This window comes from Cupriavidus sp. 05N39, from assembly GCF_056397325.1.
Window position 1 is genome coordinate 1 of the sequence record NZ_JBFTNE010000129.1, and the last position, 25,482, is coordinate 25,482.

Genomic DNA, 25,482 nt, shown 5'->3' on the forward strand with positions numbered 1-25,482 from the left:
CGATCTGGCKGGCCATGACGCACCCGGACCCGCCCGTTGTCGATGGCGTATCGCGGCACGGGTTGGTGGTCGAGAAGACGGGTATCGGGCGGCAGGCTGAGCCGGCCACGGCGCAGGCGAGGTGACCATGAGACTGCGCTGGCTGATGTGGGTGCTATGGCCCGGCTTCCTGGTAGCCGGGCTGACGACCGCCCTGGTGTTTTCGATGGTCGATCCCGGCGATCTGCGCTTCTTCGGACAGCCGGTCGAGGCGTCGCGGGAGGCGGTTTACACCGTGGGCTTCCTGGTCGCGTGGGTGCTTTGTTCGTTGTCGAGCGGCCTGACGCTTTACACCATGCCCACGCGGCTGGCGGAGACAGACGAACTGGAGTGAGCGCGATGCGCGTCTTCGCGCCGCGGGGCAGGGGGCGGCGGAGCAGGAGTGTCGTGACCAGGCCGGCGCGACGTGGTATTGGCACCACGCAAGGAAGGCAAGGCGGCTGCCAATGCCGCGGGAGCCGGGAAACTCCGCGCGGCCGGTCGATGCCTGCCGGACTAGCAGGACTTGTTGATGATCTGCTTGATGCCTGTCATGTCGACCAGCTTGACGTGCCGCTGGCGGATCTGGATCAGCCCGGCTTCCGCAAAACGGGAGAACAGGCGGCTGACGGTTTCGAGCTTGAGCCCGAGGTAGCTGCCGATCTCCTCGCGGCTCATGCGCAGCACGAACTCGGAGGCCGAATAGCCGCGCGCGGAAAGGCGCTCCGAAAGGTTGATCAGGAAGGCGGCAAGCCGCTCTTCGGCGCGCATCGAGCCCAGCGTGATCAGCATCACCTGGTCCTGCGAGATTTCCTTGCTCATCAGCCGCATGAACTGATGTTGCAACGACGGGAGCGCACCGGACAGCGACTGGAGGTCGCCGAAGCGCACCACGCAAACTTCGGTATCCTCAAGGGCGGTGGCGTCGGACGCGTGCTGCATTTCGCCAAGGCCGTCGAGCCCGACGACTTCGCCGGGGAGGTGGAAGCCCGTGATCTGCGAGCGGCCATCTTCCATCGTCAGGTGGGTTTTGAGCGTGCCGAAGCGGATCGCATAGACGGCGGTGAGCGGATCGCCGAGGCGGTACAGGGTCTCGCCCTTGCGTACGCGCACGCGCTCCTGCACCAGCGAATCCATTTTTTCGAGGTCCTGCTGCGACATGCCGACGGGCAGGCAGAGCTGTCCCAGCGAGCAAGTGGAGCAGCGGGGCGACATCTCGGTAATGGGAATGGATGTTAGCAATTGGGGCCTGTCGGTTTAGCGCAATCACTCAAGCGCGTGTGGCAGGCGCATTGAGTTGAAAGCTTGACGTTGAGAGCTGTCGGTTGGAAGCGCTATCCACATTAGCCTGGCGCGGGTCTGGCGGGGCCTGCCATCTGCGTGGCGCCGCCTGCCGTGCCCGTCGTCATGATTTGCGATTGCGCGGATGTGCGCGGGCGCTGGGCTTCATGTTGATAGCGCCTCTTGGAGTCGCGGGGGCGCGTAGGGCGCATTTTACCGCGCCAGGCGATGTGATTGGGAGGAGAAGTTGACCGTAGGCGTGCTCTTCAGCGTTTTTACCCTGGCTTTGCTAGGTGGTGTGCATTGCGCGGCCATGTGTGGCGGCATTGCGCTTGCGGCCGAGCAAGGCGGCACGGCCCGTGTGCCGGCCACCATCCTGCGCCGGCCAGGCCACTGGCTGCTCGAACTCCTGGTGATGCATGCCGGGCGGCTGAGCATGTATGCGCTGTTGGGCGCCTTGCTGGGTACCCTGGGCGCCGGTGTGTGGAAGGCCCAGTACTTGCCGCTGCAGCGCTGGCTGTTCGGAATCGGCAGCATGATGCTGGTGATGTCGGGATTATGGATGTTGCGTGGGCGCGCCGTGGGGGCTGGCTGGCTGGAGCGGTTTGCCGCGCGCGGCGCTGGCGGTTTGCTCCGTTTTCTTGCCGCCGTGGGCGTGCGCCTGGCGCCCTTGGGCCTGCCACAGGGGCGGCTGCTGCGCCGCTACGGCATGGGGCTGGCCTGGGGGCTGGTACCATGCGGCATGGTCTATGGCGCCCTGGCGATGGCGCTGCTGGCCGGGAACGCCCCTTCGGGTGCGCTGGTGATGGCCGTGTTCGGACTGGGCACTTTGCCAAACCTGTTGGTTATCTCGGGCCTGTCCGGCTACCTCAGGCAGTGGTCGCGCCGCCCGGCGGTACGTACCCTTGCCGGTTTGGCAGTGGCTGCCTTTGGTGTCGTCGGGGTGGCGCGCGCGCTGCTTTTGCCAGAGACGCTGGCCGCGCACGGCTTCTGTCTGGTCTTCTGATACGCCGCTTCATGGCGCATTACGCACTTTGTCGGGCAGATGCCTGTGTGAATCGGTTGCAGGTTTGCCAGGGAATGCCATACAATCGCAAGAACAGCGATATCGCGCAGCGTATTTCATCGTGGCATCGTCAGGTAGCATTCGCACTCGGGGATGCATGCCAGGAACCCTCCAGCACGTATTACCGCCAGGGACCGTTCCCAATCCGCCGTCCGGTTCAAAAGATTATTTGGTTCAAAAGACCAGCCACGGCAGGGCGGGGTGAAATAGGCCAAGCAGGCCCGATATCCGTATTTTTCTTGCACCCGGAGCGACGGACGTCGTGCCGGACAGGTCCGCCACATCAGGGGGAAGGCGCGACGCAAGGGCTCCGTCGACCGGCAGGTAAAGCCGGTGGCCGGGCGATCTCCTGCCGGGCAGGTCCGGCACCCGATGCAAAAAAGAAAGCGCACGACTGCATGCATCAAGCATTGTGGTTGGCTGCGCGGTCAGATGGCGGTGGCAATTCCAACCGCTGAACCCGCAATCTCCAGTGCGTCCGGGTTTGTCCGGGGCGCAGGTGCAAAGACAGGCTGCACGCAATCACATGAATACCCAAGAGGCGAAGATCGTCCTCGAGACCGCGCTGATTTGTGCGCAGGAACCCTTGCGCGTCAATGACTTGCGCCGGCTTTTTGCCGACGACGTCGGTGCCGACACCATTCGGGTGCTGCTGGAAGAGTTGCGCCGCGACTGGGAGCAGCGCGGCGTGGAACTCGTGGCGCTGGCCAGCGGCTGGCGCTTTCAGAGCCGCCCCGTCATGCGCGAATACCTGGACCGGCTGAATCCTGAAAAGCCGCCGAAATATTCCCGCGCGGTCATGGAGACGCTGGCGATCATCGCCTACCGGCAGCCGGTCACCCGGGGCGATATCGAGGAAATCCGCGGTGTTGCGGTGAGCACCGAAGTCGTGAAGAAGCTCGAGGACCGTAGCTGGATCGAGGTGATCGGCTACCGCGACGTACCGGGCCGGCCGGCCTTGTACGCTACCACCAAGAACTTCCTTGATGACCTTGGCCTGCGCTCGCTAGATGAGYTGCCGCCGCTGGAGGATGTCCAGGCGCAGACGCAAGCCGCGCTGCTGAACCAGGAGCCCATAGATTTCGAGGCCCTGGGCACTGTGCCCGCTTTGCCGGCCGGAAGCGACGAAGAAGCGTTCGCGGAGGCCGGCGAGGAGCCTGCGGGCGGCGCTGGCGCTGCCGTCGCCGATGTGTCCAATGCTGGCGAATTGACCCGCTCCGTCCCCGGTGTCCTCGATGCCGGTGCCACGGATGGCATCGCCGAACTGGTGGAAGCATTTGAAAAGAAGGACGCCTCGGTGCAAGCGCAAGCCGTGCCCGAGGCTGAAGTACCCGCGGTGTCCGAGCCGGATGATGGGCCGGAGAGCGAACTGGTGTCCGCCGGGCCCATGGGGGCGCGGCTTGACGGCACAGCCGTGGAGGATGCCGTCGACGACGGCGAAGCAAATGAGCAAACGGAAGCACCCGCCAACGGTTACCACGAGCAAGTGGCCTCCGGCGAGCAGGAGTCCGAAGTCCCGGGGGCGTCCAAGACGAATCCGGCGCACCCCAGCGAGCACGACGAGCGCGTGTCCAACTGAACACCATGCAACATCCGAATGTGAATACCTTGTCCGATTCTGTTGATCAAGACGTCCGCCAGGCGGATACGCCGGCCGGCGATGCCGGCAATGGCGCCGAAGGCGCGCCGCGCCGCAAGGGCCTGCGCCGTGGCCTGCGCAATCTGGTGGCCACGCGCCGCCAGGCCACGCAGGACCGCGATGGCGGGCGTGCCGCGGAAGGCGATGCACTTGCCTTCGCTGGCGGTCCGGACGCGGGAGCCGCACCGGACGCGCAATCCGCGCGTGGCGATGGCGTGAGAAAGGGGCGTACGCGCGGCAAGCGCAAGCCCGCCGAAGGCGAGTCCGTGCAGGCCGGCGAGCAGCAGGGCGAACGCCCGGCGCCGCGAGGCCGCCGCGCGTTCGGCGGCGACACTGCCGAAGGTGCGAGCGAAACCGGCGGCGAAGCCGCTGGAGAGCGCCAGCGCGACGGTGCCCGCGCCAACTCCAACGGCGCGCGCAAGCGCAAGCCGCAGCAAGGCCAGCAGCCGCAGGGCGCGGCCAGGCGCGGCAGTGCCGAGGGGCAGCAGGGTGGCCCGCGCCAGGCAAGCAAAGGAAACAAAGGCAGGGGCGGCACGCAGCGCCAGGCTCCGGGCGTGCCCGAGAAGGCCCCCGCGGCTGCAGCCGCAGGTGGCGAAGACCTGTTTCGTTTCGTCATCTCCGGCCAGTACGACCAGGAAGATACCAGCGGTGTGCGTGCCAAGGTAAAGCCGGTGCGCGAGCTCTCGGCCGATGACGATGCGCCCAAGCTGCACAAAGTGCTCGCCGAGGGCGGCCTGGGTTCGCGCCGCGAGATGGAGGAGCTGATCCTGCAGGGGCGCGTTTCTGTCAATGGCCTGCCGGCCCATATTGGACAACGCATCCTGCCGGCCGATCAGGTCCGCGTCAACGGCAAGCTGATCCATCGCCGTGTGTCGACCAAGCCGCCGCGCGTGCTGCTTTACCGCCTGATTCGCACCCGGTACGGTCAGTTCCTGCTGCCCCGCGGCCTTAAGCGCGGCCGCTGGCAGGAACTCGCCGCGGATGACGTGCGCGCGCTGATGGCGTCCATCGGCCTGAAGGCGCCCGGCAAGGGTGATGGCGGCCCCAGAGGTGGCACCAAGGTGGGTGGTCGCCAGCAGCGCACCGAGGCAGCCATTGCCGGCATGCCGATGCCGACCGGCATGGATGGCCTGCCGCGCGTCAACAGGAACAATGGCCCGCGCGGTAGTGGCGCAGGCCGGGGTCAGCCAGATCCGATGCAGACCTCGATGGGTTATATCGGCGGCCCGACGCTGCTCACCTCGCATACCACGAAGTTTGGCGGTGGCGCGGCGGGTTCCCCGCGTGGTCCTGGTGGTCCGGGGCGCGGCGGTGGCCGGGGCAGCCGAGGCACGAACGGACCCATGGGCCCGATGGGTGGTATGGGCGGTATGGGTGGCATGGGTGGCATGGGTGGCGGCCAAGGCCGTTCCCAGCGTCGCGGCGGTGGTGAAGCCAACGGCAATGTGATGCCGCAGGCTGGCAAGCCCAGTGGCAATCGCCGTCCTCGCGGCGGCGGTGGCCGCGACGGCAATCGCTAAAGCGAGGGAAGGCAGTGCGCGCGGGGCCGGCCACGCAAGGAAAAGCGCGGCCCGGGCCGCGCCCCTGGCAAGCCAAGTCCTGGTGCCTTTGCCTTTTGCATCGCGACAGCGTATAATCCAAGTCTATTCAAAAGTCATCCTGTAAAAGGGTGGGCGAATGATGGGCATTGCGCCCATTTTTTTTTGCTTCGCCCGTTTCGTGTGCTTGCCGTGTTTCACGGCGCGCCGGTCGGGATGGCTGGCAGGCAAGCAGGCTGCAAGCCGCCAACAAAGGCGGCCGTGCCGGTGGGCTGGGTCTGCCACGGTATTGATGGCCATTATTCGGGAATACAGTGCATCTGGCAGATTTGATCGAAACCACCCTTAACGGCATGGGGTACGAGCTGGTTGAGCTCGAGCGCGCTCCGGGCGGACTCATGCGCGTCTATATCGATCAGCCTGAAACCGGCATCGTCATTGAGGACTGCGAGAAGGTAAGCCGCCAGCTTACCCACGTGCTGACCGTCGAGAATATCGACTACGAGCGCCTCGAAGTGTCCTCGCCGGGGCTGGACCGGCCGCTGAAGAAACTGGCTGACTACGTCCGCTTCGCGGGTCAGGAAGCCAGGGTCACGCTGCGCCTGCCGATCAATGGCCAGAAGAATTTCGTCGGCATCCTGCAGACGCCCACCGGCGAGCCGGGGGCGGAGCAGGTCGGCCTCGAGTTCGAAGGCCAGAATGGCACGGCACTGCTGGAATTCGCCATATCCGATGTCGATCGCGCACGCCTGGTGCCGGTGATCGACTTCAAAGGAAATCAGAAAAAAGGGAACAAGCAATGAGCCGCGAAGTTCTGTTGCTCGTCGATGCGCTTGCGCGTGAGAAGAACGTCGACAAGGATGTGGTATTCGGTGCGCTGGAAGCGGCACTCGCTTCGGCAACCAAGAAGCGCTTCGAGGAAGACGTGGACATTCGCGTCGCCATCGATCGCGAGTCCGGTGAGCACGAGACGTTTCGTCGCTGGCTTGTGGTCCCCGATGAACAGGGCCTGCAGGAGCCGGACAAGCAGATCCTCATGTTCGAGGCACGCGAGCAGAATGCGGACATCGAGCTGGATGACTTCATCGAAGAGCAGATCGAATCGGTCGAGTTCGGCCGTATCGGTGCGCAAGCCGCCAAGCAGGTGATCCTGCAGAAGATCCGCGACGCCGAGCGCGAGCAGATCCTCAACGATTACCTCGATCGTGGCGAAAAGGTCATGACCGGTACGGTCAAGCGTGCCGACAAGAAGGGCCTGATCGTCGAGTCCGGCCGCGTGGAAGCGCTGCTGGCCCGCGACCAGATCATTCCGAAGGAAAATCTGCGCACCGGCGACCGTGTGCGCGCTTATATCCTGAATGTGGATCGCACCGCACGCGGCCCGCAAATCGAGCTGTCGCGTACCGCGCCCGAGTTCCTGATCAAGCTCTTCGAGAATGAAGTGCCGGAGATGGAGCAGGGCCTGCTGGAGATCAAGGCGGCTGCCCGTGACCCTGGCGTACGCGCCAAGATCGCCGTGGTGGCGCATGACAAGCGCATCGACCCGATCGGGACGTGCGTTGGCGTGCGCGGCACGCGGGTGACCGCGGTCCGTAACGAAATCGGCGGCGAAGCGGTCGACATCGTGCTGTGGTCGGAAGACCCAGCGCAGTTCGTGATTGGCGCGCTGGCGCCGGCACAGGTACAGTCGATTGTTGTCGACGAGGAAAAGCACAGCATGGACGTGGTGGTGGACGAGGAAAACCTCGCTGTCGCCATCGGCCGCAGCGGTCAGAACGTACGCCTGGCGTCCGAGCTGACCGGCTGGCAGATCAACATCATGACGCAGGAAGAATCGGCGCAGAAGCAGGCCGAGGAAAGCGACGTGGTGCGCAAGTTGTTCATGGCCAAGCTGGACGTGGACGAAGAAGTGGCTGACATCTTGATCGACGAAGGTTTCTCCACGCTGGAAGAAGTGGCCTATGTGCCCATCAGCGAGATGTTGGAGATTGACGCCTTCGATGAAGATACCGTCAACGAGCTGCGCAACCGCGCACGCGATGCGCTCTTGACGATGGAACTGGCCCGGGAAGAAAAGGTGGAAGAGGTGTCGCAGGATCTGCGTTCGCTCGACGGCCTGACCCCGGAACTGATCGGCAAGCTGGCTGAAGGCAATATCCACACGCGTGACGAACTGGCCGAGCTGGCCGTCGACGAACTTGTCGACATGGTTGGTCTCGGCGAGGAAGACGCCCGCGCGCTGATCATGAAAGCACGGGAACATTGGTTTAACTGAGGGACACGCTCACGTAACGCTTTTTCAGGCTACCTGAGCGCGCATTCCGCACACGACTGTCCCGACGTATAAACCGAGCATTGAAAGGGTTTGAATGGCAAGCACAACAGTTGCCCAACTGGCCGCAGAACTGAGCCGCAGCGCAGCTGCCCTGCTGGAACAATTGCAGGCAGCTGGGGTGGGCAAGGTGACGCCTGACGACATCATCACCGAATCCGACAAGACCAAGTTGCTGGATTACCTCAAGCGTTCGCACGGGGCGGCCGATGACAGCGCGCGCAAGAAGATCACGCTGACCAAGCGTGAGACTTCCGAGATCCGCCAGGCTGATTCCACCGGCAAGACTCGCACGGTGCAGGTCGAGGTGCGCAAGAAGCGCGTCCTGATCAAGCGCGACGAGGCTTCGCCCGAGGGCGCCGATGGCCACGACGTGGCCGACCTGCAGGTCGATGCGGCCGAGCAGGCGCGCCAGGAAGAGGAAGATCGTCAGCAGGCCGAGTTGCTGGCACGCCAGGAAGCCGAGTCGAAGGCACGCCAGGAGGCGGCTGAACGCGAGGAAGCCGAGCGCCGTGCCAAGCAGGAAGCACTGGAGGCGGAAGAACGCCGCCAGGCTGAGCTCGCCGCCCGCAAGGCGGAAGAGGAAGCCGCTGCCCTGCGCGCCGCCGCTACCGCCAAGGCGCCGGAAGACGACGACTCGCGCAAGAAGGCCGAGGACGAAAAGGTCCGTCTGGCCGCCGAGCGCGCTGCCGCGCAGAAGGCCGCCGACGATGCCAAGCAGGCTGCCGACAAGGCGCGTGCAGAGCAGGACGCAGCGCGCAAGCGCCGCGAGGCCGCCGAAGCCGAGGCGCGAGCCATTCAGCAGATGCTGAATGCGCCGGCGCGCGTGCTCAAGGCGCCGTCGGAACGCAAGGCCGAAGAGAAAAAGGCCGAGCAGACCGGTACCCTGCACAAGCCGGTCAAGGCACCGGGCACCGAAGTCAAGAAAGACGACAAGAAGCCCGCAACGACGACGACCACCGCCACCACCACCGTCGACAAGAAGACCGGCAAGGTAGTGAAGGCTGGTACGTCCTCGACCTGGCAGGACGAAGGCTCGAAGAAGAAGGGCAGCGGCCTGAAGACTCGCGGCGATTCGTCGGGTGGCGTTGGCGGCTGGCGCGGCGGTCCGCGCGGTCGTGGCAACCGTCACCAGCAGGATGATCGCGGCACCAATTTCCAGGCGCCGACGGAACCGGTGGTGCGCGAAGTGCACGTGCCGGAAACCATCTCGGTGGCGGATCTCGCCCACAAGATGGCCGTCAAGGCATCCGAGGTCATCAAGCAGATGATGAAGCTCGGCCAGATGGTGACCATCAACCAGGTGCTGGACCAGGAAACCGCCATGATCGTGGTGGAAGAAATGGGCCACAAGGCGTTTGCCGCCAAGCTGGACGATCCGGAAGCGCTGCTGGTGGYGGGTGGCGAAGACCACACCGACGCCGAGCAGCTGCCGCGTCCKCCGGTSGTGACCRTSATGGGYCACGTCGACCACGGCAAGACCTCGCTGCTGGACTACATCCGTCGTGCCAAGGTGGCGGCGGGCGAAGCCGGCGGTATTACGCAGCACATCGGTGCCTACCATGTGGAAACCGAACGCGGCGTGATCACCTTCCTGGACACCCCGGGTCACGAGGCCTTCACGGCCATGCGTGCCCGTGGCGCCAAGGCAACCGACATCGTGATCCTGGTGGTGGCGGCCGACGACGGCGTGATGCCGCAGACGAAGGAAGCTATCGCCCACGCCAAGGCGGCGGGCGTGCCCATCGTTGTGGCGATCAACAAGATCGACAAGCCTGAAGCCAACCCGGACCGCGTCAAGCAGGAACTGGTGGCCGAGCAGGTGCTGCCGGAAGAGTACGGCGGTGATTCGCCGTTCGTTCCGGTATCCGCCAAGACCGGCGCGGGCATCGACGATCTGCTGGAGCAAGTGCTGCTGCAGGCCGAAGTGCTGGAACTGCGCGCTCCGGTGGATGCCCCGGCCAAGGGCCTGGTGGTGGAAGCCCAGCTGGACAAGGGCAAGGGCCCGATCGCGACCATTCTGGTCACCAGCGGCACGCTCAAGCGTGGCGACGTGGTGCTGGCTGGCAGYGCATACGGCCGTGTCCGTGCCATGCTGGACGAAACCGGCAAGCCGACCAAGGAAGCGGGTCCCTCGATTCCGGTCGAGATCCAGGGCCTGTCCGAAGTGCCGGCCGCCGGTGAAGAAGTCCTGGTCCTGCCGGACGAGCGCAAGGCGCGCGAAATCGCGCTGTTCCGCCAAGGCAAGTACCGCGACGTCAAGCTGGCCAAGCAGCAGGCGGCCAAGCTCGAAACCATGCTGGAGCAGATGAGCGAAGGCGAAGTGCAGACGCTGCCGTTGATCGTCAAGGCCGACGTTCAAGGTTCGCAGGAAGCGCTGGTGCAATCGCTGCAGAAGCTGTCGACCGAAGAAGTGCGCGTGCAGATCGTGCACGGTGGCGTGGGCGGCATCTCGGAGTCGGACGTCAACCTGGCCACGGCCTCGAAGGCGGTCATCATCGGCTTCAACGTGCGTGCCGATGCTGGCGCGCGCAAGCTGGCCGAGAACAACGGCATCGATATCCGCTACTACAACATCATTTACGATGCGGTAGACGAGATCAAGGCGGCAATGTCGGGCATGCTGGCTCCGGAAAAGCGCGAAGTCACGCTGGGTACGGTCGAGGTGCGCCAGGTATTCCGTGTGCCGAAGATCGGTGCGGTGGCTGGCTGTATGGTCACCGATGGCATGGTCAAGCGTACCGCCCTGGTGCGGGTGCTGCGTAACAACGTGGTCATCCATACCGGCGAGCTCGATTCGCTCAAGCGCTTCAAGGACGACGTCAAGGAAGTCAAGCAAGGCTTCGAGTGCGGTTTGTCGATCAAGAACTTCAACGACGTTCAGGAAGGCGACCAGCTCGAAGTGTATGAAATCACCGAGGTGGCGCGCACGCTGTAAGGCGTGTTGCGGGCGGCGGGCCAACTGGCCCGCCGCTGCCCTTCTCGACAGAAGCGTATTGAATGGCCAAGAAAGGCAGTATCTCCTCCCGTAATCTCCGGATTTCCGACCAGATCCAGCGCGACCTGGCCGAGATGATCCAGCGTGAGCTGCGCGATCCCCGCCTGGGGCTCGTCACACTGCAGTCGGTCACGCTGACCCCCGACTACGCGCACGCCAAGGTGTACTTCACTGTGCTGGCGGCCGACGCCGCGGAAGTGGAAGGCATCCTCAACGAAAAGTCCGGCTACCTGCATTCGCTGCTCTACAAGCGGCTGCATATCCATACGGTGCCGACGCTGCGCTTTTTCCACGATACCTCGGTGGAACAGGCGATCGAGATGTCCAAGCTGATTAAAGAAGCGAACTCCACTCGCGCAAAAGAAGACTGAAAGACGGCCCGTGATTACGGGCCGTTTTCTTGTTCCCGCTTGTCTTGTTTCCGTTTGTCGCGCCGGGCTCGGAATCCCGCCGGCGCCACATTGCTCCCGTCATGACCGATCCCCAAAACAACCGCCCGCCCCGGCAGCCCCGCCGCGAGGTGCATGGTGTACTGCTGCTCGACAAGCCGCTCGGCCTGTCGTCCAACGATGCGCTGGTGCGTGCCAAGCGCCTGCTGCGCGCGCTCAAGGCCGGCCATACCGGCACGCTCGACCCGCTTGCCACCGGGCTGTTGCCGTTGTGCTTCGGCGAGGCGACCAAGTTTTCGCAGGACCTGCTTGAGGCCGACAAGACCTACGAGGCGGTCGTGCGCCTGGGCATCAAGACCGCCACCGGCGATGCCGAAGGCGAGGCGATTGTGGAACGCCCGGTGACGTGTGACATGGAGGCACTGCGAGAAGCCATGACGCGCTTTGCGGGAGAAATCGAGCAGGTGCCGCCGATGCATTCCGCGCTGAAGAAAGACGGGCGCCCGTTGTACGAGTACGCGCGCGCGGGCCAGACAGTGGAGCGCGCGGCGCGCCGCGTCACCATTCGCGAAATCACGCTGCTGGAGTGCGGCTTGCCGCTGGCACCCACCTTCAGCATGCGCGTGACTTGCAGCAAGGGCACCTATATCCGCACCCTGGCCGAAGATATCGGCGAGGCGCTGGGCTGTGGCGCGCACCTGACCGGCTTGCGCCGCACCGCGGTTGGCGACCTGAGCCTGGCCGGCGCGGTCACGCTGGAACAGATCGAACAGCACGGCGATGACGAACGCCCGGCGTTGCTGGCTCCGGTCGATGCCTTGTTGCAGCGCTGCGTTCCGGTGACGCTCGATGCGGCGGCGATGGGACGCTTCCTGCAGGRGCAGCGTATTGCGCAGCGCGACCTGCCTGCCGGCACCGCGCTGGCGGAGGACGAGCTTGCCCGCGTCTATGGCGATGCACCGCAACGCCTGTTGGGCGTGGCACGCATGCGCGAAGGGGCGCTCCGTCCCGAGCGGCTGGTCAAGCTATAAGGGAGGCGGGCGCCCGACCCTGCTCCGAATGGCGCATCGGCCTGACTTTGGTGCTACCAACGTGTTGCATCGCGCAAAAAGGCCGCTTCACATCACGAGAGCCGCGGCGAAAGCGCGCAGGGTTGGCGCGATGCCTTTCCTTTGTGGCGGATATTTGTTTAAATATAAAATATCTGTCGCGCAACCCGGCGCATCCTGCGTCCGGGCACACGCGGCACGACTGCAGAGCCTTCGTGAACCGCCTCTTCCTGCTCTTACGCGCGGCAACAGCCGCCTCGCTCGCTGCCGCCCGGTACGCTGCCTGATCCGCCTGCAAGGCGCGTCGAAGCGCAGCGCACCGGGCCGAACCTCGCTCCCCCCAGAAGCCAAATGCCACACGCGCGACCACGTCGCGCGCGTTGACACCGGGAGTCGGCATGCGAAAGACAGTTTTCCTCACCCCCTGCGATATCGAACGCCTGAATGCGCTCGCCGCCGATCAACGGACGGCGGCGCTCCAGCGCAAGTCCATCCGCGAAGTCATCGGACGTGCCGTGGTCGGCGCCTCCGCCAACCGGCCGCGCGAGGTGGTCACGCTGAATGCACCTTTTCTCTGCATTGAGGCGCAGCACCGCGAGCACTTTGTCTGGCGCATCGTCTACCCCGATGTGGCGGACTTCCGGCGCGGACAGCTGTCTGTCCTGTCGCCCGCCGGCATGGCGTTGCTAGGGACGCCAACTGGATGGCATGTTCGCCTGCCCGTCGCCGATGGTGCGCAGTCAGTCGAATTCGTGGTGCAGGAAATCCTGCCGGCTTGAACCGGTAGGGGAGGGTCGAGCAGGTACGCCGGCGATTGGCGATTGGGGGGGAGGCCGATGCCTGTGAGGGCACCGGCCTGGCCCGGGGGCGCGAAGCACTCGCTTGGCTTAGTGCGCCCCGGCGGCGGAGGCGTCAAGTTCGCCTCCCTTTTTCGGCTTGGTCAGCCAGACGAAAACAATCAGCACGAAGAACAGCACGCCCGAGATCCAGAAGATGTCGTTGGCGCCGAGCATGGCCGCCTGCTGCGAAATGCTGCGCTCGATCTGACCAATGGCCTGGGCCTGGCTCATGCCCAACTGCGTCAGGTGATTCAACTGGTCGGCGTATGCCGGGTTGTAAGGGTTGACCTGTTCCACCAGCTGCGCGTGATGCATCGCCGTGCGGTTCTCCCAGATTGTGGTCGAGATCGAAGCGCCGATCGCGCCGAAGGTGATCCGCACGAAGTTGGAGACGCCCGAGGCCGACGGGATCTTCTCCGGCGGCTGGCCGGACAGGATGATCGAGGTCAGCGGGATAAAGAACATCGCCATCGCCGCACCCTGGATCAGCGTCGGGATCATCAGCGAGCGGGTATCGACCTGCAGGGTGAAGCCCGAACGCATGAGGCTGACCACGCCAAAGGTGATGAAGGCCACGGTGGCGACCCAGCGGGCATCCATCCTGGGCAGGTTCTTCCCGATCACCGGGGACAGCAGGATAGCGAAGATCCCGACCGGCGCCATCACGATGCCGGCATTGGTCGCGGTATAGCCGACGATGGTTTGCAGCCACAGCGGCAGGATCACCAGGTTGCCGAAGAACAGTCCGTACGCGACCGAGATGGCGACCACGCCCGCGCTGAAATTGCGGCCCTTGAACAGCGTGATATCCACGATCGGATGCTTTTCATAGCTCTCCCAGATGAGGAAGAACAGAAATCCGACAATGGCCACCACGGTCAGCACCACGATCGAGGTCGAGTGGAACCAGTCCAGCTCCTTGCCCTTGTCGAGCATGAGCTGCATCGACCCCACCCAGATCACCAGCAGCGCCAGCCCGATCCGGTCGATCGGCAGGATCTTGACGGGCGTTTCGCGATCGCGGTAGATCGCCCAGGTGGCATAGGCAGCGCCAAGGCCCACCGGGATGTTGATGTAGAAGATCCACGGCCAGGTCATGTTGTCTGAGATCCAGCCGCCCAGCAGCGGCCCCATGATCGGCGCCACCAGGGTGGTCATGCCCCATAGCGCCAGCGCCATGGTGCTCTTCTGCGGTGGATAGCTCGATAGCAGCAGCGATTGCGACAGCGGGATCATGGGCCCGGCCACGGCGCCTTGCAGCACGCGCGCCGCCAGCAGGACTTCCAGGTTGGGCGCGACGCCGCACAGCCACGACGAGAGCACGAACAGCAGGATCGAGGTGATGAACAGCCGTACCGCCCCGAAGCGCGTTGTCAGCCAGCCTGTGAGCGGCACCGAGATCGCGTTGGCCACCGCGAACGAGGTGATGACCCAGGTGCCCTGGTTGGGCGCCACGCCGAGGTCGCCCGAAATCGCCGGAATCGACACGTTGGCGATGGACGAGTCGAGCACGTTCATGAACGTGGCCAGCGACAGCGCGATGGTGCCGATGATCAGTTTGCCGCCCGAGAGCGGTACTGGCGCGGCAGGGCGCGCAGCCGGCGCGGGGGCGCCGGGAGCGGCGCCGTCGCGCGCGGGGATGGAGGTGGCCATGTTCAGGTGTTGGCGGGCTTGGCCGAGGCGGGGGCTGCAACCGGCGCTGCCATGGGTTCGGCCGCATGGCGGCCGCCATTGTTCAGCGAGATGATGCGGGCGATCAGCGCGTCGGCGTCCTGCGCGACCTTTTCATAGACGTCGGTCTGCATCGGCCGGGCGACCGTGGTGCTGGACATCGCAGCGCCTTCCTCCTTGCGCACGTCGACGGTCACGTTCATCGACAGGCCGACACGCAGCGGGTGGTCCTTCAGCTGCTTCGGATCCAGCGCGATACGCACCGGCAGGCGCTGGACCACCTTGATCCAGTTGCCGGTGGCATTCTGCGCCGGCAGCAGCGAGAAGGCCGAGCCGGTACCGGCCGAGAAACCCTCTACCTTGCCGTTGTAAGTCACCTTGGATCCGTACAGGTCGGCCTCCAGCGTGACCGGCTGGCCAACACGCATATGCGTGATCTGCACTTCCTTGAAGTTGGCGTCGATCCACACCTGGTCCAGCGGCACCACGGCCATCAGCGGCGCGCCCGGTGCCACGCGCTGGCCCACCTGCACCGAACGCTTGGCCACGTAGCCCGTCACCGGCGCCGGCAGGGTCGAGCGCGCGAACGCGAGGTAGGCGGCACGCAGGTTGGCCGCGGCACGCTGCACATTGGGATGCTTCTCCACCGTGGTCTGGTCGGTCAGCACCTTGTTGGACGCCAGTTGCTCGCGTGTTGCCGACAGCGCCGACTGGGCTGCCGTCAGCGCCGTCTGGGCGTGCGAAATTTCTTCACCCGACACCGCGCCGGAGTTGGCGATGGCCATGCGCCGCCTGAGATCTTCCTTCGCCTTGGCCACATCGGCCTCGCGCATCGCCACGTTGGCTGCCAGCGAACCGTTGTTGACGTAGAGGGTGCGGACCTCGCGCACGGCTTGCGCCAGCTGCGCTTCGGCTTGTTCCAGGGCGACCTGCGAGTCGGCGCGGTCGAGCTGGATCAAGGGCTGACCGGCAGTGACCAGTTGCGTGTCGTCGGCCGCGATCGAGATCACGGTGCCGCCCACCAGCGGCGTAACCTGCACGACATTACCCGCCACATAGGCGTCGTCGGTGCTTTCGAAATGGCGCGCGTACAGGCCCCAGTAAACGCCGTAGCCCACGCCGGCCACCACTACCGCGGCGGTCAGGGAAAGCAGCAGGCGCTTGCGCTTGCCGTTGTTGTTGACGGGGGCCGCCTGGGAGGCGGGAGTCTGGGCCGCTTGCTTGTTATCGCTCATGATCGTCTTTGAAGAATGCTGTCGGTACCGTTGGTCTGTTCTTGTTGTCTGTGCCTGCGCTGCGAGGGCGGGCTTAGCCGCGTGCCTCGGCCGGCTTTGGCGTGCCTTCGGCTTGTTCCTGGTAGCCCCCGCCGAGCGCTTTCATCAGGCCCACTTGCAGATCCAGGCGGCGCGCCTGCAGGTCGGTGGCAAGGCGGCGCTGCTGCAGCACATTGCTTTCGGCATTGAGCACGGTGAGCTGCGTGCCCAGTCCGGCCTTGTAGCGGATGGTGGCCAGCGAGTAAGCCCGCTCGGCCAGGGCCAGTGCTTCGCGCTGGGCCGTGATCTGCGTGTCCACGCTGCGGATGCTGGCGACCGTATCGGCGGTTTCGCGCAGCGCGTCGACCAGCGTCTGGTTGTAGTTTGCCGCGGCGAGGTCGTATTGCGCGTACTTGCCCTTCAGGTTGGCGCGCAGCTTGCCACCCTGGAAAATCGGCAGGCGGATGGCCGGGCCGATGCCGAAGGTGCGGCTGATACTCATCAGCAGGTTGGCGGGGTCCAGCGAGGCGACGCCGGCGAAGGCGGTCAGGCTGACGGCGGGCAGGAATTCCGCGCGCGCCACCTCGATATCCTTGCTACTGGCCTCGACGCGCCAGCGGGCTGCAACCAGGTCGGGGCGGCGGCCCAGCAAGTCGATGGTGAGGTTGTCCGGCAGTTGCGGTGTGTCTTGCGCCAGGATGGTCGGGCGCTGGATCGCCAGGCCGCGGTCCGGGCCCTTGCCCAACAGGGCGGCGAGCTGGTTGCGCGCCAGCGTGATGTCTTCGTCCACGCGCAGCAGGTCGGTTTGCGCCGAAGCCACCGTGCCGCGTGCCTGGGTGGTTTCCACCTGGGTATCCAGCCCGGYRCTGAGACGCTCGCTCGACAACTGGGTCAGGCCGCGCCGCTGGGCGATAGCGCGCTCGGCCACGTCGCGTTGCGCGTACAAGGCGGCAAGGCGCGCATAGGTGCGGGCCACGGATGTGGTCAGGATCAGGCGCGAGGCCTGGCTTTCGGCCTCAATGGCGCGATCGTCGGACAGCGCGGCTTCGAGCGCCGCGCGATTCTTGCCCCAGAAATCGAAGTCGTACGACAGGCCGGCTTGCAGGCGTGTCTGGTTTTGCCACGAACCGGCCAGCGGCGTGCCTTCAAACAGGTCTGTCTCGGAAAAGCGCTGGCGTACCAGGCTGCCTTGGAGGTCGACCTGTGGATACAGGGCGCTGCGGGTGGCGTCGGCGATCGCGCGCGAGGCTTCCACGCGGGCGAAAGCGGCTTGCAGGTTAGGGCTGTCCTTCACCGCCTCGTCGACCAGGCCGCGCAACTGCGCATCCTTGAACTGGTCGATCCAGTCGAGCGAGGGCCATTGGCCGTGCTGCGAGGGCAGGGACTGGGCGCTGGCAAGAGCGCCAGGGGCGGTGACCGTCTGCGTGCTGTGCGAATTGCCGAACGCGGCGCAACCCGCAAGAACCGCGGCCGCGAGCGCCGTCAGCGCCAGCGTGCCGGCCCGGCGGCCCGCCGCGCTTGCGCGCGGCGACAGGGCGAGAGAGAAGAGAGCTTGATTCATCTGGGTGCGGAACGACAGAGCCTTGTTGTTTGTTCTTTTATTCGAGAGGTCGGGGCGGCGGCGGCCGGGAGGCTTGGCAAAGGCGCGTCTGTTACGCCGGCTAGCCGCTGTTGTTGCTGATGATCCGGTGCAGCATCGAGCGGAAGGTCTGCAACTCGGTATCGGAAAAGCCCTTGAAATGCCGGTTCAGCACGCGGCAGTAGATCCGGGGCAACTCGTCCACCAGGATCCGGCCGGCGGGCGTGATCGACAGGTCGACCACGCGCCGGTCGGCATCGCTGCGCTGGCGCTCGATCAGGCCGCGTTTCTCCATGCGGCTGAGCAGGCGCGTGACAGAACCCATGTCCGTGTTGAGTTCCCGGCCCAGGTCGGTCACCGTGCTGCCACGGCCAGCGGCCAGCATCATCAGGCAGGTTGCCTGGGCATGCGTGATGTCCAGGCCGGTCACCTCCTGCTCCACCTCGTGCGACAACACGTTCTTGGCGCGCGCCATCAGGTAGCCCACGCTTTCGCCCATGCAATATTCGGCCGGGTCGAAGGGGTGGGTGTCATCGGGAGTGGATTGGGTCTGCTCGGACATCTCGCTCGGGTGCTTGTCGCTGCAATGTTTGTCGTGGCAACTATATGTTCACGATTTGCTAATCGCAAGGAGGGCAATTTGTTATTGCTAATGACGCAATAATCCAAATCCAGTCGAGCGGGGTGGGTAAGAAGTGTCCGAATGTCGGCCTCGGGTTTTGCGCCGCAACATGCTATAATTTCGGGTTATCTTTTGATGCTCAGCCCCCAAAGCGAGACGCTGCAATGACCCGCGCCATCCGCAATATCGCCATCATCGCTCACGTCGATCATGGCAAGACCACTCTGGTCGACCAACTCCTGCGCCAGGCAGGCACCTTCCGCGACAACCAGCAAGTGGTCGAGCGCGTGATGGATTCGAACGACATTGAAAAGGAACGCGGGATCACCATCCTCGCGAAGAATTGCGCTGTCGAATACAACGGCACCCATATCAATATCGTCGACACCCCTGGCCACGCCGACTTCGGCGGTGAAGTGGAGCGCGTGTTGTCGATGGTCGACGGCGTGCTGCTGCTGGTCGACGCCGTTGAAGGCCCGATGCCGCAGACCCGTTTCGTCACGCGCAAGGCGCTGGCGCTGGGCCTGAAGCCGATCGTGGTCATCAACAAGGTCGACCGTCCGGGCGCGCGTCCGGAATGGGTGATCAACCAGACTTTCGACCTGTTCGACAAGCTGGGCGCCACCGACGAACAGCTCGACTTCCCGGTGATCTACGCTTCGGGCCTGAACGGCTACGCCGGCCTGACCGACGACGTGCGCGAAGGCGACATGAAGCCGCTGTTCGAGACGGTGCTGTCCAAGGTGCCCGTCCGTGACGACAACCCGGATGGCCCGCTGCAGTTGCAGATCATCTCGCTCGATTACAACAGCTATGTCGGCAAGATCGGCGTGGGCCGCATTTCGCGTGGCCGCGCTCGCTCGCTGCAAGACGTGGTGGTCAAGTTCGGCCCCGAAGGCAACCCCATCAAGGGTCGTATCAACCAGGTGCTGAAGTTCCAGGGCCTGGAGCGCGAAATCGTGGCGGAAGCCGAAGCCGGCGACATCGTGCTGATCAACGGCATCGAAGAACTGGGCATCGGTTGTACCGTGTGCGCACCGGACGCGCAGGACGCGCTGCCGATGCTGAAGGTGGACGAGCCCACGCTGACCATGAACTTCTGCGTCAACACCTCGCCGCTGGCAGGCCGCGAAGGCAAGTTCGTGACCAGCCGCCAGCTGCGCGAGCGCCTGGACCGCGAACTGAAGTCGAACGTGGCGCTGCGCGTGGCCGAAACCGGCGACGACACCATCTTCGAAGTGTCGGGCCGCGGTGAACTGCACCTGACCATCCTGCTGGAAAACATGCGCCGCGAAGGCTACGAGCTGGCCGTGTCGCGCCCGCGCGTGGTGTTCAAGGAAATTGACGGCGTCAAGCACGAGCCGTACGAACTGCTGACCGTGGACGTCGAAGACGGCCACCAGGGCAGCGTGATGGAAGAACTGGGCCGCCGCAAGGGCGAACTGCTCGACATGGCATCGGACGGCAAGGGCCGCACCCGCCTCGAGTACCGCGTTCCGGCACGCGGCCTGATCGGCTTCCAGGGCGAGTTCCTGACGCTGACGCGCGGCACCGGCCTGATCAGCCACATCTTCGACGACTACGCGCCCGTGCGCGAAGGCGGCCTGGGTGAGCGCCACAACGGCGTGCTGATCTCGCAGGACGACGGCGATGCCGTGGCCTACGCACTGTGGAAGCTGCAGGACCGCGGCCGCATGTTCGTCAAGCCGGGCGATGCGCTGTACGAAGGCATGATCATCGGCATCCATAGCCGCGACAATGACCTGGTCGTGAACCCGATCAAGGGCAAGCAGCTGACCAACGTGCGCGCCTCGGGTACCGACGAAGCCGTGCGCCTGGTGCCGCCGATCCAGATGTCGCTGGAATACGCGGTGGAATTCATCGCCGACGACGAGCTGGTCGAGATCACGCCGAAGAGCATCCGCCTGCGCAAGCGTCACCTGAAGGAGCACGAGCGTAAGCGTGCTTCGCGCGAAACCGCGTAAGCGTTTCGCCTCGGGCAGTCTTGCCAACAAAAAACCGCGCCTTGTGCGCGGTTTTTTGTTGCCCGTTTTTCGGGGTTATCGGGGCTGTCGGGCATTCTGGCTGCGATCCGCTCCAAACGCCGCGCCGGGCGGCGCCAGCTTGGCGGCCGCTTCGCGCGGATTGCGCCACTCCGGCGGCTTCCAGAGATGGCGCGGATCCCGGTGGCGCCATGCGTCGGCGAACATGTCGCGCCATTCGTGGAAGGTGAGGGTGAGCGGGTTATGGCTGGCAATGCCTCGGGTTATGCCGTACTCGGGCGGCGCTTGCTCAGGCACGAAGGATCCGAACATCCGGTCCCACACGGTCAGCACGCCCGCATAGTTGCGGTCGATGTACTGCGGGTTCCTGGCATGGTGCACACGGTGGACCGAGGGCGTATTGACCAGCCATTCAAGCCGGTGCCAGCGGCCGCCCAGCCGCGTATGCACAAAGAACTGGAATGCGAGGTTCAGCCCCACCGCCAGGATCACCCAGTCGGGCGTGAAGCCGATCAGCGCCAGCGGAATCCAGAAGAGCCACATTCCCGAAAGCGGATAAGTCAGGCTCTGCCGGAAGGCCGTCGAGAAATTCATGCCCTCGGAGGAATGATGGGTGACGTGCGAGGCCCACATCCAGCGCACCCGATGGCTGGCGCGATGAAACCAGTAATAGAGAAAGTCCTGCAATAGCAGCAGCAGAAGAAACGACCACAGGGTTTGCGGCATCGCCTTCAACCCGTGCTGGTAGCTCCAGGTGTAGACCGTGCGCACCATCAGCCAGAGGAAAAAGGCATCCGACGCCTGATGCATCAGCGCCAGCGCCGCGTTGGAAACGGTATCGCGCAAGCTGTAGACGGCGGGATCGCGCCGCGCCCAGTACCACGCCTCCGCGCCGATGGTCAGCAGGAAGGCCGGCGCGAACGCCAGCAGGATCAGGCCGGGATCGATTGTTGACGGTTTCATCCGGGCAATGTTGCGCGATTCAGGGTGTTTTGTCTGGAGGCGGCCCTCTATACGCCCGTGTGGCGTTGCCAAATGCGCACGCCGATGCACTCAGTAATGCTTGTGACGCACATTTGCATTCCTGATCATTTTGCACGACTGAATATCCATGCGCGTGGGGTCAAGCCGGCAAGCGTGGCGCCGTTATAGCAGGGCGGCTGAAAACAGAGCCGCGTCAGCGCTAATTCCAACGGGGAGCCCTCATGTTTCGCAACACCACCATCGGTACTAGATTGTGGATTTTGACTGTTGTTACCAATATGTTGTTGCTGGTTGTCGGTGCCGTAGGCTGGCTCGGCATGTCGTGCAGCGCTACCGCAGAGGGCTTTGCGCGCCAGTCGGACGCCGCCTGGAAGGCTTACCTGGCGCTGCCGCGTTCGCCCGAGGAAGCCAAGGCCGCCGAGGAAGTTGCCGCCAGGCGTGAAGCGTTGTTCACGCAAGGCGTCTCACCGATGATCGCAGCGCTGCATCAAGGGGACCGCGAGGCCGTGATGCGTGCCGTGCTGGAAACCATTCCCAAGCTCGATATCGCTTTTACCGCCGTCAACACCGAGCTGGGCAGGCTACAGGTCGCCAGCGCGGAGGCGGTCTATCACGGTTCGCAGGAGCGCTACACCACGTTGCGCTCGCTCTCGATTGGCGTGCTGGCGCTCGGGCTGTGCTTCAGCACGGTGGTGGCCTGGCGCTTGCGCCGCTCCATCGTGGGTCCCCTCGATGCGGCCATCGCACGCTTCGAACGCATCGCGGCCGGCGATCTTGGCGCTAAGTCCGATGGCGCGGGTTTGAGCGCCGAGGGCGAGCGCAGCGAGACAGGCCGGATGCTGGCCATGCTCGGCCGCATGCAGGCGAGCCTGGCCGCGATGGTGAGCGATGTGCGCGGTGGCGCGGACTCGATTGCCGCCGCCAGCAAGCAGATCGCCAGCGGCAACAGCGATCTCTCGCAGCGCACCGAGCAGCAAGCCGCGTCGCTGGAAGAGACCGCATCCAGCATGGAGCAGCTCACGGGCACGGTACGCCAGAACGCCGACAGCGCGCGCGAGGCCAACGACCTTGCCAGCGATGCCACCGGCCTGGCGGAGCGCGGCAGCGACGCTGTGGCGCGGGTGGCAAGCACGATGCAAGCCATTGATGCCAGCGCCAACAAGATCGTGGACATCATCGACGTGATTGAGAAAATTGCGTTCCAGACTAATATCCTCGCGCTCAACGCGGCGGTGGAGGCTGCGCGAGCCGGCGAGCACGGGCGCGGCTTCGCGGTGGTGGCGGGTGATGTGCGCGATCTTTCGCAACGTTGCGCGGGCGCTTCCAAGGAGATCCGCACGCTGATCGGCGATTCGGTGTCCCGGGTGCGCGCCGGCGGCGAGATGGTGGATCAGGCGGGGCAGGTGATGCAGGAGATGGTAAATGCGGTGCGGCGCGTGAGCGGCATCATGGGCGGCATCAGCTCGGCCTCCGACGAGCAATCGCGCGGGATCGAGCAGGTCAACCAGGCGGTGGCGCAGATGGACGGCATGACCCAGCAGAACGCCGCGCTGGTCGAGCAGGCAGCCGCCGCCGCGGCATCGCTGGAAGACCAGGCGCAGCGCCTGACAGGGCTGATGTCGGCGTTCCGGGTGGTCTGAGCGGATGGCGCGCGGCGGCGCTGAGCGGCACGCCGCGCGCCATGTGCCGGCGGGTGCGGCCTGCGGCGCGGCTGGTGTAAAGTTGCGGGTTGCATTCGCGGAGAAAGAGACATGACTGAATTGGTCGCAAGCGAGATTCGCGGCGGTATCGGCTACCTGACGCTGAACCGGCCCCAGGCGCTCAACGCGCTTTCGCTGGAGATGATTCGCGCCATTACCACGGCGCTCAATGACTGGGCGGTGGCGCCCGAGGTGGTGGCGGTGGTCATCGCCGGCGCTGGCGGCAAGGCCTTTTGCGCCGGCGGCGACATTCGCTTCTTCCACAAGGCCGCGCAGGCCGGCGATCCTTCGCTCGACCAGTTCTTTGTCGAGGAGTACGCGCTCAATCACCTGATCCATCGGTATGCCAAGCCCTATATCGCGTTGATGGATGGCGTGGTGATGGGCGGCGGCATGGGCATCTCGCAAGGTGCGCGCCGCCGGCTGGTGACCGAGCGGACCAAGATGGCCATGCCCGAAACCAATATCGGCCTGTTTCCCGACGTGGGCGGCGGCTGGTTCCTGTCGCGCACGCCAGGCCGCCTGGGCGAATACCTGGGCCTGACCGGCGCCATGATCCATGCCGCCGACGCACTGCATGCCGGCCTGGCCGATGCCTACCTGCCGGGCAATGCGATGGCCGAGCTGGTGGACACCCTGCGTGCCCGCGACTTCGCCAATGGCGACGCCGTGCTGGCATGCATCGACGAGGCCACCGCCGCGCACCGTGCAGCCTGCCCGCCGGGGGAAAGCCAGTTGGCCGCGCTGCAGGATGATATCGACCGTCTGTTCGCCGCTGCCTCGGTGATCGACATCCTGGCTGCCGTCAGCGATGCCGGCTCCGACTGGGCCGCGCAGACAGCCGCCATGCTGCGCGCACGCTCGCCGCTGATGCTGAATGTCACGCTGGAGCAAATCCGCCGCGCCCGCACCATGTCGCTGGAAGACGAACTGCGCATGGAGCTGGACATGATGTACTACGTGTTCCGTCAAGGCGATGGCGTCGAGGGCATTCGTGCACTGGCGGTCGACAAGGACCATGCGCCCAAGTGGCAGCCGGCGCGCCTGGATGAGGTAAGCCGCGAACGCGTGCGCGCCTTCTTCGACAGTCCCTGGGCGCACGGCGGACATCCCCTCGCGTCGCTGTAGGCACGTGCCGGGCGGTTCCTTTCCCGCAAATGGATTAGAGTGTCGTCTGGACCTGCCGCTGCGCGCAGCACGCTGTCTGTGCCGACCGGGACGGTTGTGTCCTGCCACCCATGGTGCAGTGAACGAGAAAGGAATCGCGATGAGTACTCCCCGTGACGTAGCCGTACTGGTAGGCAGCCTGCGCAAGGACTCCTTCACCCGCAAGCTCGCGCTGGCGCTGGCCGCGATGGCGCCGGCAGGCATCAAGCTCGAGATCATCGAGATCGGGCAGCTCCCGCTGTACAACCAGGACGAAGACGCCAGCCCGCCCGCGCCGTGGGTGGTCTTTCGTGATCGCATCCGCCGTGCCGATGCCGTGCTGTTCGTGACGCCGGAATACAACCGCTCGGTGCCGGCGGCACTCAAGAATGCCATCGACGTCGGCTCCCGCCCCTATGGCAAGAGTGCCTGGGACGGCAAGCCGGGCGGTGTGATCAGCGCGTCGCCGGGCGCCGTCGGCGGTTTCGGCGCCAATCACCACCTGCGCCAGTCGCTCGTCTTCCTCAATATCCCCGTGCTGCAGCAGCCGGAAGCCTATATCAGCGGTGTCGATAAACTGTTCGACGAACAAGGCGGCATCGCCAACGAATCCACTCGCGGCTTCCTGGGCAAATACCTGACGACCTTCGAAGCCTGGATCGAGCGCAACGCACCGCGCTGATACTGGCAGAGGGGGACCGTCGTTGACTTCAGGCCCCTGACTTTGAAGTCTTTGACGTCAAGCAACAGGAATCAACGTCAACCCCCCCCCCAAAAAGCACTGACGCCCGCTGCCGACAGGGCAGCGGGCGCGGAGGGCAGAATATCGCTGCCTTGCGCTTCTGATTCTGCTTACTTGCGCTTGATGTCCGTGGCCGGCCGCTCCTGCGTACCTGCCAGCGGCTGGCCTGGAAAGCCCCCCGGATAGCTGATGACGCGCATGCCTCCCCCTGCCTTGCGCGGCGTCCATGCATGCCCRGCGCGAACTCTCGCGCCGCCTGTGATTGCCACCATGGCTTCCTTGTCGAGATCCACGCTGTCTGGCAAATCCTTGATGACGATGACGGCCATGACTTCCTCCTGCTTGATGGCGAGGGCCGGGTTGTCCAGCGCTCGCCGGGTGGGTGCGGGTGATGCGGCAAGCCCATCCAGATCAGTATAGGCCACGGGTTTTACCTCCGAGGCACTGCCTTTGCATGCGCAACGGCCGTGGAAACCGCAGGGGATTCCACGGAGCCTGGCGCATTTCGTTCAGACCTTGGCGTGGGTGGCGGCCCATTGCGACGGGTTGACGTCGATGCTCAGCGGGCCGAAGCCGGAGCCGATCACGCCGACGTTGTTGAGCGTGTTCACGTTGATGCTTTGCAGCTGGGCG

At 64.9% G+C, this 25,482-nt stretch carries 21 protein-coding genes; 14 read left to right on the top strand and 7 right to left on the bottom strand.

Translation table 11 applies throughout. The features are described 5' to 3' along the window. The first annotated feature begins 127 nt into the window (after positions 1 to 127). Entirely contained in the window at positions 128 to 373 is a 246-nt protein-coding gene (locus tag AC1DN0_RS36060) for a hypothetical protein (protein ID WP_441632179.1), read from the top strand. 161 nt (positions 374 to 534) lie between these two features. Here the strand turns inward: AC1DN0_RS36060 and fnr are convergent, their stop codons facing one another. Continuing rightward, complete coding sequence (gene fnr, locus AC1DN0_RS36065) at positions 535 to 1,260, bottom strand: fumarate/nitrate reduction transcriptional regulator Fnr (protein WP_035867856.1); 726 nt, start codon at positions 1,258 to 1,260, stop codon at positions 535 to 537. Between the two features lie 286 nt (positions 1,261 to 1,546). Here fnr and AC1DN0_RS36070 point away from each other — a divergent pair, with 286 nt between their 5' ends. The 9 genes from AC1DN0_RS36070 (at position 1,547) to AC1DN0_RS36110 (ending at position 13,089) form a co-directional block, all read left to right on the top strand. Further along, positions 1,547 to 2,305, top strand: coding sequence for a sulfite exporter TauE/SafE family protein (locus tag AC1DN0_RS36070; protein ID WP_441632181.1), 759 nt, complete (start codon positions 1,547 to 1,549; stop codon positions 2,303 to 2,305). 586 nt (positions 2,306 to 2,891) lie between these two features. After that, the gene (gene scpB, locus AC1DN0_RS36075; protein ID WP_441632183.1) at positions 2,892 to 3,944 is read left to right on the top strand and encodes an SMC-Scp complex subunit ScpB; all 1,053 of its coding nucleotides are present in this window, start codon (positions 2,892 to 2,894) and stop codon (positions 3,942 to 3,944) included. 5 nt (positions 3,945 to 3,949) lie between these two features. Then, entirely contained in the window at positions 3,950 to 5,524 is a 1,575-nt protein-coding gene (locus tag AC1DN0_RS36080) for a S4 domain-containing protein (protein WP_477146411.1), read from the top strand. A 332-nt stretch (positions 5,525 to 5,856) separates the two neighbouring features. Beyond that, a complete protein-coding gene (rimP, locus tag AC1DN0_RS36085) occupies positions 5,857 to 6,345 on the top strand; it encodes a ribosome maturation factor RimP (protein ID WP_441632187.1) in 489 nt (162 codons plus the stop codon). Next, positions 6,342 to 7,817, top strand: coding sequence for a transcription termination factor NusA (gene nusA / locus AC1DN0_RS36090; protein WP_477102916.1), 1,476 nt, complete (start codon positions 6,342 to 6,344; stop codon positions 7,815 to 7,817). Before rimP ends, nusA begins: the two co-directional genes overlap by 4 nt. Before the next feature lie 94 nt (positions 7,818 to 7,911). After that, complete coding sequence (infB, locus tag AC1DN0_RS36095; protein WP_477146412.1) at positions 7,912 to 10,812, top strand: translation initiation factor IF-2; 2,901 nt, start codon at positions 7,912 to 7,914, stop codon at positions 10,810 to 10,812. A gap of 62 nt (positions 10,813 to 10,874) precedes the next feature. Beyond that, positions 10,875 to 11,243 (top strand): 30S ribosome-binding factor RbfA, encoded by a 369-nt coding sequence (gene rbfA / locus AC1DN0_RS36100; RefSeq protein ID WP_035867871.1) that lies wholly within the window; start codon positions 10,875 to 10,877, stop codon positions 11,241 to 11,243. Positions 11,244 to 11,344: 101 nt separating this feature from the next. Beyond that, positions 11,345 to 12,292 carry a tRNA pseudouridine(55) synthase TruB gene (gene truB, locus AC1DN0_RS36105; protein WP_477146413.1) on the top strand — a complete coding sequence of 316 codons (948 nt, stop codon included), beginning with the start codon at positions 11,345 to 11,347 and terminating at the stop codon, positions 12,290 to 12,292. 416 nt (positions 12,293 to 12,708) lie between these two features. Then, positions 12,709 to 13,089, top strand: a complete 381-nt coding sequence (locus tag AC1DN0_RS36110) for a GreA/GreB family elongation factor (protein WP_441632194.1) — start codon at positions 12,709 to 12,711, stop codon at positions 13,087 to 13,089. Between the two features lie 108 nt (positions 13,090 to 13,197). Here AC1DN0_RS36110 and AC1DN0_RS36115 read toward each other — a convergent pair whose 3' ends face one another. From AC1DN0_RS36115 to AC1DN0_RS36130, 4 genes are all read right to left on the bottom strand, one after another. Then, positions 13,198 to 14,802, bottom strand: a complete 1,605-nt coding sequence (locus tag AC1DN0_RS36115; RefSeq protein WP_441632196.1) for a DHA2 family efflux MFS transporter permease subunit — start codon at positions 14,800 to 14,802, stop codon at positions 13,198 to 13,200. A 2-nt stretch (positions 14,803 to 14,804) separates the two neighbouring features. After that, complete coding sequence (locus AC1DN0_RS36120; protein WP_441632198.1) at positions 14,805 to 16,055, bottom strand: HlyD family secretion protein; 1,251 nt, start codon at positions 16,053 to 16,055, stop codon at positions 14,805 to 14,807. Positions 16,056 to 16,128: 73 nt separating this feature from the next. After that, positions 16,129 to 17,634 carry an efflux transporter outer membrane subunit gene (locus AC1DN0_RS36125; protein ID WP_477146414.1) on the bottom strand — a complete coding sequence of 502 codons (1,506 nt, stop codon included), beginning with the start codon at positions 17,632 to 17,634 and terminating at the stop codon, positions 16,129 to 16,131. A gap of 100 nt (positions 17,635 to 17,734) precedes the next feature. Then, positions 17,735 to 18,214: a MarR family winged helix-turn-helix transcriptional regulator gene (locus AC1DN0_RS36130; RefSeq protein ID WP_035867882.1), complete on the bottom strand. Its 480-nt coding sequence runs from the start codon at positions 18,212 to 18,214 to the stop codon at positions 17,735 to 17,737. A gap of 224 nt (positions 18,215 to 18,438) precedes the next feature. Here AC1DN0_RS36130 and typA point away from each other — a divergent pair, with 224 nt between their 5' ends. Beyond that, positions 18,439 to 20,259: a translational GTPase TypA gene (gene typA / locus AC1DN0_RS36135; protein WP_035867884.1), complete on the top strand. Its 1,821-nt coding sequence runs from the start codon at positions 18,439 to 18,441 to the stop codon at positions 20,257 to 20,259. 75 nt (positions 20,260 to 20,334) lie between these two features. Here typA and AC1DN0_RS36140 read toward each other — a convergent pair whose 3' ends face one another. Further along, positions 20,335 to 21,240 (bottom strand): sterol desaturase family protein, encoded by a 906-nt coding sequence (locus AC1DN0_RS36140; protein ID WP_441632203.1) that lies wholly within the window; start codon positions 21,238 to 21,240, stop codon positions 20,335 to 20,337. 242 nt (positions 21,241 to 21,482) lie between these two features. Here AC1DN0_RS36140 and AC1DN0_RS36145 point away from each other — a divergent pair, with 242 nt between their 5' ends. From AC1DN0_RS36145 to AC1DN0_RS36155, 3 genes are all read left to right on the top strand, one after another. Further along, a complete protein-coding gene (locus tag AC1DN0_RS36145) occupies positions 21,483 to 22,901 on the top strand; it encodes a methyl-accepting chemotaxis protein (RefSeq protein WP_477146415.1) in 1,419 nt (472 codons plus the stop codon). Between the two features lie 111 nt (positions 22,902 to 23,012). Further along, entirely contained in the window at positions 23,013 to 24,089 is a 1,077-nt protein-coding gene (locus tag AC1DN0_RS36150) for an enoyl-CoA hydratase/isomerase family protein (protein ID WP_441632206.1), read from the top strand. Positions 24,090 to 24,228: 139 nt separating this feature from the next. Continuing rightward, complete coding sequence (locus tag AC1DN0_RS36155; RefSeq protein ID WP_441632208.1) at positions 24,229 to 24,789, top strand: NADPH-dependent FMN reductase; 561 nt, start codon at positions 24,229 to 24,231, stop codon at positions 24,787 to 24,789. Between the two features lie 170 nt (positions 24,790 to 24,959). On the opposite strand, the gene AC1DN0_RS36160 is transcribed toward AC1DN0_RS36155, so the two are convergent. Next, positions 24,960 to 25,274 (bottom strand): hypothetical protein, encoded by a 315-nt coding sequence (locus tag AC1DN0_RS36160; protein WP_441632210.1) that lies wholly within the window; start codon positions 25,272 to 25,274, stop codon positions 24,960 to 24,962. Positions 25,275 to 25,482 lie beyond the last annotated feature (208 nt).